General features: G+C 68.1%; 9 protein-coding genes. 3 read left to right on the plus strand and 6 right to left on the minus strand.

Features of this window, described 5'->3' with window-relative positions; genetic code table 11:
* The first annotated feature begins 63 nt into the window (after positions 1 to 63).
* The 3 genes from FA90_RS17140 to FA90_RS17150 all read left to right on the plus strand — a co-directional run bounded on the left by FA90_RS17140 (position 64) and on the right by FA90_RS17150 (position 4,240).
* Positions 64 to 2,484 (plus strand): membrane-bound PQQ-dependent dehydrogenase, glucose/quinate/shikimate family, encoded by a 2,421-nt coding sequence (locus FA90_RS17140; protein WP_051972206.1) that lies wholly within the window; start codon positions 64 to 66, stop codon positions 2,482 to 2,484.
* Positions 2,485 to 2,553: 69 nt separating this feature from the next.
* Positions 2,554 to 3,027, plus strand: a complete 474-nt coding sequence (locus tag FA90_RS17145) for a YfbM family protein (RefSeq protein ID WP_081933905.1) — start codon at positions 2,554 to 2,556, stop codon at positions 3,025 to 3,027.
* Between the two features lie 112 nt (positions 3,028 to 3,139).
* Complete coding sequence (locus tag FA90_RS17150; protein WP_036170659.1) at positions 3,140 to 4,240, plus strand: NADH:flavin oxidoreductase/NADH oxidase; 1,101 nt, start codon at positions 3,140 to 3,142, stop codon at positions 4,238 to 4,240.
* Between the two features lie 75 nt (positions 4,241 to 4,315).
* Here the strand turns inward: FA90_RS17150 and FA90_RS17155 are convergent, their stop codons facing one another.
* The 6 genes from FA90_RS17155 to astB form a co-directional block, all read right to left on the minus strand.
* Entirely contained in the window at positions 4,316 to 5,830 is a 1,515-nt protein-coding gene (locus tag FA90_RS17155; RefSeq protein WP_036170662.1) for an APC family permease, read from the minus strand.
* A 131-nt stretch (positions 5,831 to 5,961) separates the two neighbouring features.
* Complete coding sequence (locus FA90_RS17160) at positions 5,962 to 6,828, minus strand: head GIN domain-containing protein (protein WP_036170666.1); 867 nt, start codon at positions 6,826 to 6,828, stop codon at positions 5,962 to 5,964.
* A 123-nt stretch (positions 6,829 to 6,951) separates the two neighbouring features.
* Positions 6,952 to 8,067: an NADH:flavin oxidoreductase/NADH oxidase gene (locus FA90_RS17165; protein ID WP_036170669.1), complete on the minus strand. Its 1,116-nt coding sequence runs from the start codon at positions 8,065 to 8,067 to the stop codon at positions 6,952 to 6,954.
* 73 nt (positions 8,068 to 8,140) lie between these two features.
* Complete coding sequence (locus FA90_RS17170) at positions 8,141 to 9,157, minus strand: succinylglutamate desuccinylase (RefSeq protein ID WP_051971883.1); 1,017 nt, start codon at positions 9,155 to 9,157, stop codon at positions 8,141 to 8,143.
* A gap of 4 nt (positions 9,158 to 9,161) precedes the next feature.
* The gene (locus FA90_RS17175) at positions 9,162 to 13,961 is read right to left on the minus strand and encodes an NAD-glutamate dehydrogenase domain-containing protein (protein ID WP_036170672.1); all 4,800 of its coding nucleotides are present in this window, start codon (positions 13,959 to 13,961) and stop codon (positions 9,162 to 9,164) included.
* A gap of 125 nt (positions 13,962 to 14,086) precedes the next feature.
* On the minus strand, positions 14,087 to 15,430 hold the full coding sequence (gene astB, locus FA90_RS17180) for an N-succinylarginine dihydrolase (RefSeq protein WP_036170674.1): 1,344 nt from the start codon (positions 15,428 to 15,430) through the stop codon (positions 14,087 to 14,089).
* Positions 15,431 to 15,441 lie beyond the last annotated feature (11 nt).

A 15,441-nucleotide genomic window follows, 5' to 3' on the forward strand; every position in this document is an offset into this window, starting at 1 on the left:
CCAGTCATGTATAAGAACAAGCTTGTCTATGCATGTTAATAGTTCATGAACTGGAAAGCCATCATGTCTGATCTGTCTACCGCATCCGCCGTACGCAAGCCGCGTATCACCGGCGGCCTGTTCGTGCTTGCCGGCCTGTTCCTGCTGGTCGGCGGGCTCTACCTCGCCATCCTCGGCGGTTCCTGGTACTACCTGCTCGCCGGCCTCGGCGTGGTCCTCACCGGCGCCGGGCTGTTCGTCGGCCGGCGCTGGGCGCTGCATCTGTATGCGCTGGTCCTGGCCGGCACCGTCGCCTGGGCCCTGGCCGAAGTCGGGTTGCGCGGCTGGGAACTGGAGCCGAGATTGCTGGTGCCGACCCTGCTCGGCATCTATCTGCTGCTGCCATGGGTGGCGCCGCGGCTGGACGGCGGCCGCCGATACGGCCGCGCGCAGCTGCCGCTGCTGGCAGCGGTCGTGCTGTCGGTGGCGGTGGGTGCGGCATCGCTGCTGCACGCGCCCGGCGTGGCCGGCGAGCTGCCGCCGGCGGACCATGTGGCCGACGCGCACGACCGCTCGGTACCTGACGCCGACTGGCAGTTCTACGGCCGCACCGCCAAGGGCGACCGCTATTCGCCGCTGGACCAGATCAATGCCGCCAACGTCAAAGGCCTGCAGGTGGCGTGGCAGGCCCAGACCGGCGACACGATGCGCAAGGGCGAGGACGTCGGCGGCACCGACGCCGGCCACGAATTCAACTTCGAAGACACGCCCAGCAAGATCGGCGACACGCTCTACGTCTGCACCGGCCACAGCTGGGTGGTGGCGTTCGACGCCAGGACCGGCAAGAAAAAGTGGACCTTCGACCCGCATGCCGACACCGACGCCGACGTCTACCTGGCCTGTCGCGGGGTCGCCTACTATGCCGCCCCGCCGGGCACCAGGACCGACTGCCCGACGCGCATCATCGCGCCCGTGCTGGACGCGCGCGTGATGGCGCTGAACGCCGAAACCGGCAAGCCATGCGAGGACTTCGGCAGCCACGGCTTCATTTCGCTGACAAAGTACCTGGGCCACGTGCAGAAGGGCTTCCACTTCGTCACGTCGCCGCCGCTGGTGCTGCACGACCGCCTGATCCTGGGCGGCTGGGTGTGGGACAACCAGGCCGAGCACGAGCCGTCCGGCGCCGTGCGCAGCTTCGATCCGCTGACCGGCGCGCTGGTCTGGGCCTGGGACGTCGGGCACACGCCGCACAACTGGGCGCCGGGGCCGAACGATGAACTGACGCGCGGCACGCCGAATGCGTGGGGCGTGTACACGGCCGACCCCGACCTGAACCTGGTCTACCTCCCCCTGGGCAATGCGACGCCCGATTACTTCGGTGGCCACCGCCGCCCGTTCGACGAACAGTACTCGAGTTCCATCGTGGCGCTCGACATCAGCACCGGCGAAGAGCGCTGGCACTTCCAGACCACCCACCACGACCTGTGGGACATGGACTTGCCGATCGGTCCCTCGCTGGTGGATGTACCCGATCCGGCCAAGCCGGGCGAGCTGGTGCCGGCGCTGGTGCAGACCAATAAACGGGGCGAATTCTTCATGCTCGACCGCCGCACCGGTGCGCCGCTGGCCCGGGTCGAGGAAAAGCCGGTGCCCCAGGGCGCCGCGCCGGGCGACTACGTCAGCAAGACCCAGCCGTTCTCGACCGGGCTGCCGTCGCTGACGCCGGCCGACCTGAAGGAAAACCATTTGTGGGGCGCGACGCCGTTCGACCAGCTGATCTGCCGCATCGAGTTCAAGTCGTTCAACTACCAGGGCCAGTTCACGCCGCCCGGCCTGAAGCGGACCATCGTCTACCCGGCCTTCGACGGCGTGATCGACTGGATGGGCGCCTCGATCGACCCGGACCGGAAAGTGGTGTTCGCGAACGCCAACTACATCCCGTTCACGGTGCAGCTGATCCCGCGCCAGCAGCCCGAGCAGAACGGCGCCATCAAGCCATGGAACGGCCAAGGCAACCAGCCGATCAACACGACGCCCTATTCGCCGCAGTACGGCACGCCCTACATCGGCAGCGTGCACCCATGGCTCAACCCGCTGGGGGTGCCGTGCAATGCGCCGCCTTGGGGTACGCTGTCCGCGATCGACCTGACGACCCGCAAGATCGTATGGCAGCATCCGGTCGGCACGACGCGCGACACCGGGCCGTTCGGCACCCACGTCAACCTGCCGCTCAAGACCGGCATCTTCAACATCGGCGGCAACATCGTGACCAAGGGCGGCTTGATCTTCATGGGCGCCACCGCCGACGACTACCTGCGCGCCTATGACGAGCGCAACGGAGGCCTGCTGTGGCAGGCGCGCCTGCCGGCCGGGGGCCAGGCCACACCGATGTCGTATGCGGTCGGCGGCAAGCAATACGTCGTGATCGCCGCCGGCGGCCACGGCGGCCTGGGCACCAGGACCGGCGACTACGTCATCGCCTACAGCCTGGGCGGCGGCACCTGATGCCAGGCTGAAGTATGATCAAGAAGCCACGTCGACCCCAACGTGGCTTTTTTCTTATCGGAGACGACCATGGGAATGACCGCGAGCCTGTACGCCGTCGACGAACAGCAAGTCGACGCCCTGCGCAGCGATCCGGCGCAGGCTTTTACTCTTCTCTCTGCTGGCGGCGCCGCGGTGCACCTGGACAAGGCCTGGCACGGCATCCATTACCTGCTGACCGGCACCGCATGGGAAGGCGACGAGCCGCTCAACTTCCTGCTGCATGGCGGCGAGCCGCTGGGCGACGAAGAAGGCGACGAGCTGGTGCCGCGCGTGTTCGACGCCGACGAAGTGCGCCGGCTCGATGCGGCGCTGGCCCCGCTGGGCGCCGACCCGCTGCGCGCACGCTACGACCCGCGCGCGATGCGGGAACTGGACATCTATCCGGACATCTGGAGCGAGAAAGAGGCCTTGCCGTTTTGCCTGGAGCGCTTCGGCGCGCTCAAGGATTTCGTAAAGGAAATGGCACAGGAAGGACGCGGAATGGTGATCTTTGCGGGCTGATGAGCACTTGATGGGGTAAACGCGGGGTCGCCAGCAAGCGCGGCGCATTCCCCTTATACTGGCAAACCCCGCCGCGGCATGGACCGCGGCTTGACCTCATTTATGGATTGTCATGTCAGCCCTGTTTACCCCGTTCAAACTCAAAGACGTCACCCTGCGTAACCGCATCGCCGTGCCGCCGATGTGCCAGTACAGCGCCCACGACGGCTTCGTCAACGAATGGCACCAGACCCACTACGCCGGCATCGCGCGCGGCGGCGCCGGCTTGGTGATCGTCGAAGCGACCGCCGTGTCGCCGGAAGGCCGCATCACCCCGGGCTGCACCGGCCTGTGGAATGACGCGCAAGTCGAGGGCATGGCCCACATCGCCTCCCGTATCAAGGCCGCCGGCGCCGTCGCCGGCATCCAGATCGGCCACGCCGGCCGCAAGGCCAGCGCCAACCGCCCGTGGGAAGGCGACGACCATATCCCATCCGACCAGCCGGGCGGCTGGGACACCATCGCGCCGTCGGCGATCGCCTTCGGCCAGGGTCTGCCGAAGGTCCCGAAAGCCATGACGCTGGACGACATCGCACGCGTGAAAGCCGACTTCGTGGCCGCCGCCAAGCGCGCGCTGGCCGCCGGCTTCGAGTGGCTGGAACTGCACTTCGCACACGGCTACCTGGGCCAGAGCTTCTTTTCGAGCCACAGCAACAAGCGCACCGACCAGTACGGCGGCGACTTCGCCGGCCGTAGCCGCTTCCTGCTCGAGACCCTGGAAGCCGTGCGCGAAGTCTGGCCGCAGAACCTGCCGCTGACCGCACGTTTCGGCGTCATCGAATACGACGGCAACGACGAACAGACCCTGAACGAGTCGATCGAACTGGTGCGCATGATGCGCCAGCGCGGCCTGGACATGCTGAGCGTCAGCGTCGGCTTCACCATCCCGGACGTCAAGATCCCCTGGGGTCCGGCGTTCCTCGGCCCGGTCGCCAAGCGCGTGCGCGACGAAGCCGGCCTGCCGGTCGCATCGGCATGGGGCTTCGACGGTCCGAACCTGGCCGAAGCCGCCGTCGCCGATGGCCAGCTGGACCTGGTCATGGTCGGCCGCGCCCACCTGGCCGATCCGCACTACCCGCTGCAGGCCGCCAAGGAACTGGGCGTCGAGCGTCCGACCTGGGTCCTGCCGGCGCCGTATGCGCACTGGCTGGAACGCTATCAGATGGCGAAGTAAGCCGTCGATGTCGCAATAAAAAAAGCCGGTCGACGACCGGCTTTTTTTGTATCTGGCGCAGCGCTCGGTGACGCTTCAGTGCGTCAGCTCGGCCTGCTCCGAGGCCGGCTTGTTCAGGCGGCTGTTGCGGATCCCGTAACCGAAATAGGTCACGATCGTGATCGCCATCCAGATCGAGAACACGGTGTAGGTGGTCCTGGACAAACCGAACACCAGGTAGATGCAGGCCGCGATCGACAGGCCCGGCACGAAGTACGGGCCGAACGGCACCCGAAACCCCTTGCGTCCGGTCGCCGCAGCGCGATCCGTAGCGCCCTGCTTTTTACGAATGACCGGCACCGCGACCGAGACCACGATGAAGGCGACCAGCGTGCCCATGCTCACCATGTCCCACAGGAAGGTCGAGTCGACCAGGCCGGCCACTACGCCCACCAGCACGCTCACGATCAGCGTATTGGTCACCGGCGACTGGGTGCGCGGATTGACAGTGCGGAACGATTTCGGGATCAGGCCATCCTTGGCGATCGCGTACAGGATGCGGGTCTGGCCGTAGATCGTCACCAGCGTCACCGAGAACACCGAGATGACGGCGCCGGCCGACAGCACTAGCGCCGGCCACGTTTTACCGGTCACGTTCTGCAGGATCACGGCAAGGCCCGCTTCCTGGCCCGCGAACATGCTGGCCGGCTGGGCGCCCAGCGCCGCGATTGCGACCAGCATGTAAAACACGGTGACGATGACCAGCGCGGCCAGGATGCCGATCGGGACGTCGCGCGTCGGGTTTTTCGTCTCCTCGCCGGCGGTGGCGATGGTGTCCAGGCCGATGAAGGAGAAGAATACGGTACCGGCCGCCGCCGTCACGCCCGCCATGCCGCCGATGCCGGCGCCCTTTTCCGGCCACAGGAAGGGGTGGAAGTTATGCATGTCGAAGCCCGAAAACGCGATGATGGAAAAGAACACCAGGATCGCCAGCTTGATCAGCACCATGATCGCGTTGGTGGTCGCCGATTCCTTGGTGCCGCGGATCAAGAGCACGCAACACAGCACCACCAGCAGGATGGGCGGCAGGTTGATATGGCCGGCGTGGAATTCGACGCCGCCATCCTTGCCGGCGACGATCATGGGCGCGCGCAACGCCTCCGGGATCTGCCAGCCGAGCGCGTTCTGCAGGAAATTGTTCAGGTAGTCCGACCAGCCGATCGCGGTGGCGCTGGCCGCCAGGCCATACTCCAGCAACAGGCAGGCCGCGACCACGAAGGCGGCGAACTCGCCGACCGTGGCGTAGGCGAACGAATACGACGAGCCCGAGGCCGGCACGCGGTCGGCCAGCTCGGCATAGCACAGCGCGGTCAGGCCGGCGGTGATCGCGGCCATCAGGAAGGAGAGCACGACCGCCGGACCGGCTTTTGGCACGGCCTCGACCATCGTAAAAAAGATGCCGGTGCCGATGGTGGCGCCGACCCCGATCATGGTCAGGGGGAACAAGCCCAGCGAACGGCCGAGGCCGGCGCCGTGTGCGTTGCCCTCGTCGAGCTTGGCACGCTCGGGCGACTTGGTTCGAAAGAGCTTTTGGCCCAATGTCTGGTTCACAACGCGTCCTTTGGTCACACGAATTCATCCGGCGGCCAAACGGCTGCCTCCAAAGTACGCGATTATAGGGCTATCCGCCGTTTCCGCCGCAGAAAAAGTTTCCCGGTTGATCGCGCTCTCTTGCCTTGGTATCAATTCAGCAGCTGCACGTTCTTGCCGCTGACATTGCGCTGCGCCGGGTTGCCGGCCACGCGGATGCCGCCCGAGCCGGTGGTCTGCGCGACCAGCGAATCGCTGACGTTGGCGCTGATGCCGCCCGAGCCGCTCGACGACAGGTCCGCTTGCCGGCTGCTCAAGCCGGCCAGTTCGAGCCGGCCGGAGCCGGACGAGTGCGCGCTCAGGCTGCGCACCGCGCCGCTCACGCGCAGCTCGCCGGAACCGCTGACGCCAACGTCCGCATAGTCGCCGCGCACCTGGCCGATGCTCATGCGGCCGGAACCGCTCAGCGCCAGGCGCGCGCTGCCGGCCTGCAGGGCGTCGGCATCGACACGGCCCGAGCCGCTGCCGTCGATGTCCAGCTTGTCGACCCGACCGGCCAGCACCAGCGTCCCGGATCCGCTCTGGTGCACCTGCAGTGGCGCGCCGTTCAGGTCCTGCACGGTCAGCTTGCCGGAACCGCCGTGGCGCACCTCGGTCAGGCGCGGCGTCGTGTAGATGACGTGCACCGGGTTGGAACTGCGGTACGAGCCCTCGGTCGAGATCACCAGGCTGTCGCCGCGCACGTCGGTGCGGATCAGCGGCAGCAGGTTGCGGTCGGCCTCGACCACCAACGACGGCGCCGGGCCGACGCGCACCTCGACCACCATCGAACCGCCCGCCTCCAGAGCCTGCACCGTGCCGACCGGGCGCTGCTCGCGTGTGATCACGCCGTCGCCCTGGACGCCGGAGAACGGGGTGCTGACGTGGTAGTCGCCGTCTCCACCCGGAGCGACGACGATGGCGCAGCCACCCAGGATGGCGGCTGCGGCGGCGATGGCGATGGCGAGCATGGTGCGCATGATGACCCTTTCAGTGTTGTTGTCCGATGCATGCACTCTAGCAAGCATGCAGACACCAGGCCGGGATCATGCGATAGATTGCAAAAAAGGCGGCACGAGTGGCCGCCTCGGGGGATGAATGGATCAGCGTTGACCCAGGCGCGTATCGCCGAACAGGTTCTTGAACTCGTGCGGCTGCGAGCGCCAGTACTGCGGCGGCGCGCTCACCGTCGCGCCCAGCTCGGCCGCGGCGTGCCACGGCCAGCGCGGGTCGTACAGCATCGCGCGCGCCAGCGCGACCATGTCGGCCTGGCCGGTCTGGATGATGGTCTCGGCTTGCCTGGCTTCGGTGATCAGGCCGACGCCGATGGTCGGCATCTGCACGACCTGCTTGATGCGCGTGGCAAACTCGATCTGGTAGCCGGGGCCGACGGGGATCTTCTGCTCGGGCGACAAGCCGCCGCTCGAGACGTGCATGAATTGGCAGCCCAGCTTGTCCAGTTCCTTGGCAAAGGCGACGCTCTGCTCGATGTCCCAGCCGCCTTCGACCCAGTCGCTGGCCGAGATGCGCATGCCGACCACCATCTCGCCCGAGACGGCCGCGCGCACCGCCTCGAACACCTCGAGCGGGAAGCGCATGCGGTTTTCCAGCGAGCCGCCGTATTGGTCGGTGCGCTGGTTCGACAGCGGCGACAGGAACTGGTGCAGCAGGTAGCCGTGCGCGCCGTGCAGTTCGATCAGGTCCAGGCCGAGCGCATCGGCGCGGCGCGCGGCGGCGACAAAGCCCTCTTTCACACGCTGCAGGCCGGCGGCGTCCAGCGCCTCGGGGACGGTCTCGCCGTCGGCATGCGGCAGCGGCGACGGGGCCACGGTCTGCCAGCCGTTCTCGTGGTCGACGGGGATGTTGGCGCCGCCCAGCCACGGCTTCTCGCTGGAAGCCTTGCGGCCGGCGTGGGCCAGCTGCACGCCGATCTTGATCGGCGCGTACTTGCGCATCGCATTGATGATGGGTTCGAGCTCGGCAGCGTGTTCATCCGACCACAGGCCCAGGTCGCCGTAGGTGATGCGGCCTTCCTCGGTGACCGCGGTGGCCTCCAGGATCAGCAAGCCGGCGCCGGACAGCGCCAGGTGGCCCAGGTGGATCATGTGCCAGTCGGTCGGGAAACCGCCTTCGGCCGAGTACTGGCACATCGGCGCGATCGCGATCCGGTTGGCCAGCTCGAGCGGACCCAGCTTGATTGGAGAAAACAGCATGCTCATGGAAGACTCCCCTCGCGTTCAAAAGGGGTAGTCTAGCGCGCACGATTGAAACGTGTTTTTCAGCTCGCTGCCGTCAACTCACGCGCACGACCATGATCCCCGCGCGCAGGCCCACGCGCACGTCCGGGTTCGGGAACACGACCAGCTCTTCGTCGTGCTGGACGGTATAGACGGTGTCGCCGTCGGTGGCGATGATGTCGCCTTTTTTCAGGGGTGTGAAGTTTTCGGTGTCGCGCCCGAAGCTCATGGTGAACGCGTCGGACAGCTTGGTGAGCGACTGGGCGGTGTCGAACACCAGCGGCTTCGCTACCTGCCCGGCCGCGGGCGCATGACCGCGCAGCAGCGCGTCGAGCGCGCGCGCCGCGTCGGCGAACTGCGACAGGTCGTTCTGCCCCAGCGTGCCGATGCGCCCCAGCTCGACCGTGCTGGCGGCGGCGCCGTGCTGCTGCGCGGTCCACCAGCTGTAGGTGCCGGCGGAGGCGGGATTCATGATCACCGCTTCGATGCCGGCCTGCCCCAGCCAGCCGATCAGCCGTTCGCGCGCTTGCACCTCGATCAGCTGCGGCACGATCGCGAACTTCGGATAGCGCGAAGCGCGGATCGCCGTGTGCAGGTCGAGGTGCCAGCGCGCCGGCCCGCTACCGTCGAAAAAGTCGCGGGTGGCGGCGATGATGGCGTCGGCGCGTGCGGCTTCGAAGGTGCCGGCCAGGTCGCCGCGCACGTCGCGGAACATGCGATTCAGGTCGGCGTCGATGAAGCGCTTTCCCACGGCGATCGCATCGATGCTGCCGACGCAGAGCATCAGGTCGACCGCCAACGCCTCGGGCGCGCGCGCGAGCGCATCGAGCGCGTGCGCGGCCATTTCGATCGGCCCGGTCTCGTCGCCGTGCACGCCGACCGAGACCAGCACGCTGGCGCGCGCCGCGTCCGGCTGAGCAGCCTTCACGGTCAGGATGCCCTTGGCGGGCAGCCCGACCGCGAAGCCGGCCTGGGTAAAGCGCCGGGCCACCTCGCCGAAGTCGGCCTGGGCCAGGGCCCGGACCGATTCCGGGAGCCCACCCTGCAGCGCATCGAACGAAGCGGTTGCCATCGCCTTACGCCGTCACGGTGACGGTGGTGGCCGCGGTGCCGGCCGCGATGCGGTCCGGGCTCGAGCCCTCCGACAGCGCCCAGACGTCGAGCATGGCCTGCTCCAGGTCGGTCGCCTGGGCGTAGCCGCTCAGGCCCATCGACCCGGTCAGCGTGCGCACCGCGCCTTCCATGTCGCCGCCCTGCTTGGCCTGCTCCAGTACTTTCAGCAGCAGGCGTTGCTGGGTGCGGCGCAGGGCTTGCAGCGCGTAGTTGCGCAGCTGTTCCTGGGCCTTGCTGGTGGCCGGCAGCTTCAGGCCGCGCTCGAGCGTGTCGATGCCGGCGGCGCTGCGCAGCAGCATGCCGGCTTGCAGGAACTGGGCCAGCGCCATGCCGGCCGGGCGCTGCACCGACACCGCCGCGAACAGGAAGGTCGCCAGCGACTCGATCGTGTCGACCGCTTTCCACGCCTGCGCGAACGAGGACGGCAGGCCGGCGTGGCCGTCGGCTTCCAGCTTGGCCGGCGCCATCTGGCGCAGCTGTTCGGGCTGCGAGAACAGGTTCGACAGCTCTTCCATGCCGCCCGCGCCGGCTTGTTCCGCCGGCAGCGACAGCACGCCTTCGATCACGGTGCGCAGCATCACGCGGGTGCGCGCATCGACGGTTTGCGAGACGTCGCGCGGCACGGCCAGCGCGCTTTCATCGAGCGCCTCGAACACCGGCGCCAGGTGCAGCGCCGACCAGGCGCGGCCCCAGGCCTTGATCACCTCGGCCTCGTCGATGCGGTGCTCGAGCGCCAGGTCGCGCAGCATCAGCGGACCGCAGCGGTTGACCGATTCGTTGGCCAGCACGGTCGCCAGGATCGCATTGGCCAGCGGGTGCGCCAGCGGATCGCGGGTCGCCACCAGCTGCTGCGGGAAGTACGGACGCAGGATGGTCTCGGCCCACGGCTGATCGAGCAGCGGCATGGCGCCGAGGATGCGCTTGAAGCGGTTCTTGACGTTGGCCACCACCACCGCCAGTTCCGGCGTGGTCAAGCCCAGGCCGAGGGCCTTGCGGCGCTGCAGCTCGGATTCGCTCGGCAGCTGTTCCAGCTCGCGCGAGACGGCGCCTTCAAGCTCCAGGCTGGCGATCAGCGCGGCGTAGCCGTCGACCACGGCGGCGTTGTTCTGCGCCTGGGCTTCGCGCACCAGCAGGTGGGTCTGCAGGCTGTTGTCGCGCAGGACCAGGTGCTCGATGTCGCCGGTCATTTCGGTCAGCAGGCGGTTGCGTTCGGCCTCGTCCAGCTGGCCGGCGTTGACTTCGGTGTCGAGCCAGATCTTGACGTTGACTTCATGGTCCGAGCAATCCACGCCGGCCGAGTTGTCGATCGCATCGGTGAAGATGCGGCCGCCCGCCAGCGCGAACTCGATGCGGCCGGCCTGGGTCGCGCCCAGGTTGCCGCCCTCGGCCACGACCTTCACGCGCAGCTGGTTGCCGTCGACGCGGATGTTGTCGTTGGCGCGGTCCTTTACCTGTGCGTGGCTCTCATTGGCAGCCTTGATGTAGGTGCCGATGCCGCCGTTGTAGAACAGGTCGACCGGCGCCAGCAGGATGCGGTGCATCAGCTCTTCCGGCGTGAGCGTGGTCTCCTTGATGTCCAGCGCGGCCTGCACCTGCGGGGTGATCTCGATGTGACGGCTGCTGCGCGGGTACACGCCGCCGCCTTCCGAGATCAGCTTCTTGTCGTAGTCTTCCCACGAGGAACGCGGCAGCGCGAACATGCGCTGGCGCTCCTTGAACGAGACCGTGACGTCCGGGTTCGGGTCCAGGAAGATGTGGCGGTGGTCGAACGCCGCCAGCACTTTCAGCTGGCGCGACAGCAGCACGCCGTTGCCGAACACGTCGCCCGACATGTCGCCCACGCCGACCAGCGTGATCGGCGTGCTGGTCATGTCGTGGCCCATCTCGTAGAAGTGGCGCTTGACGGCTTCGAACGCGCCCTTGGCGGTGATGCCCATCTTCTTGTGGTCGTAGCCGTTCGAGCCGCCCGAGGCGAACGCGTCGCCGAGCCAGAAGCCGCGCGAGACCGCGATGCCGTTGGCGATGTCGGAGAAGGTCGCGGTGCCCTTGTCGGCGGCCACCACCAGGTAGGGGTCGTCCTGGTCGTAGCGCACGGTTTCGCCCGGGGGCACGATGGCGCCGCGCACGCGGTTGTCGGTCACTTCCAGCAGGCTGGAAATGAACAGGCGGTAGACGGCTTCGCCCTCGGCCGCCACCACTTCACGCGCGGCGTCCTTCGGCATCTGCTTGCAGACGAACCCGCCCTTCGAGCCGGCCGGCACGATCACGGCGTTTTTCACCATCTGGGCCTTGACCAGGCCGAGCACCTCGGTGCGGTAGTCTTCCATGCGGTCCGACCAGCGCAGGCCGCCGCGTGCGACCGGGCCGCCGCGCAGGTGCACGCCTTCGAAGCGGCGCGAGAACACGTAGATCTCGCGGAACGGACGCGGTTCCGGCACCAGCGCCAGGTGGCTGGTGTCGAACTTGAAGATGATCTTGTCGCCGCCCTGGGCCGCGTCCTGGAAGTAGTTGGTGCGCACGGTCGCCATGACCAGGTCGACCAGCGAGGCCATGATTTCCTCGGTATCGGCGTGGTTGACCTGGGCCAGGCTGGCCTTCAGCTCGTTCAGCTTGGTCGTGCCCGCGGTGCGCTCGTCCAGCGACAGCGCCGGGTCGAAGCGCAGCAGGAAGCCATCGACCAGCTGCTTGGCCAGGTCGGCGCGCGAACGCAGCGTCTCGGCCATGTAGCGGGTGGTGAACTTGCTGCCGGCCTGGCGCCAGTAGCTGAGGTAGGCGCGCACCAGCTGCACTTCGCGCATCGACAGGCCGCCTTCGATGGTCAGACCGTTCAGGCGGCCGTCTTCGGCTTCGTCGTTGAACAGGGCCGCGAACAGGTCCTCGGCGGCGTCGGCAATGCCGGGCCTGGCCAGCTTGGCGGCCGATTCGGCGTCGACGATCAGGCTGGTGACGTAGTGGCGCGTGCCGTCGGCGGTGGCGATCCAGAAGGTCTGCTCGCGGTCGACCGCGACGCCGGCGTTCTGCAGCGCCGGCAGGATGCGCGACAGCGACGGGGTGGTATGGGCCGAGTACAGGCGCACGGACGCGTTGCCTTCACCGGCGTTGGCGTCGGCCGCTTCGATGCGTACCGACACGTGATTCGGCTTGCCGTTGGCGAGGATCGCGCGCACGTCGCGGAAGGCGACTTCCGGCGCGGTGGCGGCCACGAAGTTGACCGGCAGCGTAGGCAGCAGCTTGCGCAGCGCGTTGCGGGCCGGGACGTCTTCGACGCCGTCGACCAGGGCGCTGAAGCGGTCGTGCCAGCCGTCCAGCACGCCCAGCAGCGGCTGCTGGATGTCGGTTTCGAGGTCGAGCGGGTAGCGCGCGGCCTGGGCGATCAGGTAGACGCGCGCCAGCGGGCCGTCGGCGACCAGGGTCTGCGAGCGCACGTCGACGGCGCCCGAGCTGTCTTTCAGGGCCTGGGCCAGCGCGGCCACCACGGCGGCGCTGTAGCGCTCGCGCGGCAGGTAGACCAGCACGTTCAGGTGGCGTTGGTAGACGTCGCGGCGCGCGAACACCTTGGCGCGCGGCTGCTTGTACAGCGAGACCACCGAGCTGCACACCTGGGCCAGCCATTCCGGATCGGCTTCCAGCGCTTCGGTGCGCGGCAGCGATTCCAGGATCTCGATGAATTTCTCGGCGCGGAAGCCTTCCTGGCGCACGCCGGCGATGCCGAGCACCTTGGCCACGCGCCCGCGCGCGAACGGCAGGCGCGCCAGCGGGGTCGAGGTGGCGGCGCGGGTGAACAGGCCGACGAAGCAATGCTCGCCGAGGGTGTTGCCTTCGGCGTCGGTGTTGCGCACGCCGATGAAGTCGAGCGGCTGGTCGCGGTGCAGCGTGCCGGCCACGTCGGCCTTGACGATCGACAGCGTCTCTTCGCGCTTGGACAGGATCTCGAAGTCGCCCGGGATGTTCTGCAGGCTGGTGGCGTAGACCGGGTGCGAGGTGTCCTGCAGCACGCCGATGCGGCTCGGGATGTCGCGTTCGAGTTCGCGCACGCCCGGCTTGACGAAATAGTAGGCGTAGCCGAACGGCTCGAAGCCTTCGTTCTTGGCCCACTCGAGGAAGGACGAGACTTCCTGGCCGCCCGGGGTGCCCGCCTTGTCTCCATTTTCGGCGGCGGCGGCGGCGACATAGGTCATGCGGTCGCGCATGGCCAGGTTGTCGCGGTGGACGATGGCGGCGTCGTTGGCCACCATCTGGATGCGCTCGACCAGCGCCTGCAGCTCTTCCTGCGGCAGGTCTTCGGCGATCAGGCAAAGCACGTACGATTCGAGAGGTGCGCCGGCATCGCCGACCGAGGTCACGCCCCCGGCGTCGTCGCGCGTGACCGGCAGCACGGCGTTCATCACGCCGGTGGCCACCACGCGCTGGCGGCGCATGGCCATCACGAACGAGTCGACCAGGTAAGGCATGTCGTCGTTGAGGATCAGGAGAGCGGTCGACATGCCCGAGCGCCCGTCGGCCTGGCGCAGCTGCGCGATCTGGCAGCCCTGGCCGGTGCGCCTGGCCACCTGGGCGAAGCCGTTCCACAGGATCGGCGCCAGGGTCTCCGGCGAAATGCCGGCCAGGTCCTCTTCGTCGAGGGCGCCGAGCCAGGCGCCGATCAGGGCGCTCACCTGCTCGCTCTGCTGGGCGCTCAGCTGCGCTTCGCCATCGGCCGGCTTGTTCTCCGCGACCAGCGCCAGCGTACGGGTACGCAGGTCTTGGGGCATGTCTTTGTTCATTCGTATCTCCAAAGCTGTTTGTGTGCGCCAGGTCCGCCGCAGCTTGTGGCCGCGTGTCCTCCGGCTGTTTTGAGGCGGGGTTGTCCCGCCCGATATTAGAGCATGTTCAGGCTGCCCAAGTGTCTTTACGACCAGTCGTACAAGCCCGGCAAGCCGAGGATGCGTTCCAGGTCTTCCAGCGCCGCCGCGCACTCGCGCGCCAGCTGCGGGTCGGCCAGGTCGCGCGGCTCGACGCGGTCGCGGTAATGGCGCTCGACCCAGGGCACCAGCTGCGCGTACAGGTCCTCGGTCATGATCACGCCCTGGTGCATCGCCGCCGCCTCGTCGTCGGTCAGGCTGACGCGCAGGCGCAGGCAGGCCGGGCCGCCGCCGTTGCGCATCGACTGGCGCAGGTCGAATTCGACCAGTTCGTCGATCGGGCCGCCCGAGGCAACCAGTTCGGCCAGGTAGCTTGACACCGCGGCGTTCTCGCGGCATTCGTGCGGCACCACCAGCGCCATCCGGCCGTCCCGCTTGGACAACAGCTGGCTGTTGAACAGGTAGCTGGCCACCGCATCGGCGACCGGCACCGCGCTCGTGGCCACGCGCACCGGCGCGAGGTCGGCGTCGACCGCGCCCAGCGCGCGGCGCAGCGCGTCCAGCGTGGTCGCTTCGTCGGCAAAGGCCTGCTCGTGGTAGAACAGCACGTTGCCGTTGCCGACCGCGATCACGTCGTTGTGGAACACGCCCTGGTCGATCACGTCCGGGTTCTGCGCGGCGAATACGGTGCGCGCCGCGTCCAGGCCGTGCAGGCGCGCGATCGCCTGCGAGGCTTCCAGGGTCTGGCGTGCCGGGTATTTTTTCGGCGCCGCGGCCGAGGGGTCGAACTCGACCCGGCCGTAGACGAAGAACTCGACGCCGGCCGCGCCGTAGGCGCTGGCGAAGCGCGTGTGGTTGGCCGCGCCCTCGTCGGCAAAAGCCGGGGTCGACGGCAGCGGATCGTGCACCACGAAGCGGTCCGCGTTGGCGAACAGCGCACGCAGCGTGCGCGTGGCCTGCACGTGTTCGTCGGCGCGGTGCAGCTTGTTGTTCAAGTTGGCGGCGGTGAAGTGCACGCGGCCGTCCGCGGTGTCGCTCGACGGGCTGACGGTGGCGGCGTTGGCGGTCCACATCGGCGAGGCCGACCAGGCGCACGACAGGATGACCGGCGCCTCGCGCCAGGCCTGCGCCAGGACGTCGCCGTCGGTGCCGGAAAAGCCGACCTGGCGCAGCATGCGGAAGTTGGGACGCGCCTGCGGCGGCATCACCGCCTGGGCGAAGCCGCGCGCGGCCAGGGCGCGCATCTTGGCCAGGCCCTGCAGCGCGGCCTGGCGCGGGTTGGAGGCGCTCTTGACGTTGTTGAAGGAAGCGACGTTGCCGAACGAGAGGCCGGCGTAGTTGTGCGATGGCCCGACCAGGCCATCGAAGTTGAATTCACGGGCGTTGCGCATGACGGGGTCCG

It is taken from the genome of Massilia sp. 9096 (assembly GCF_000745265.1).
Lineage (GTDB): Bacteria > Pseudomonadota > Gammaproteobacteria > Burkholderiales > Burkholderiaceae_D > Telluria.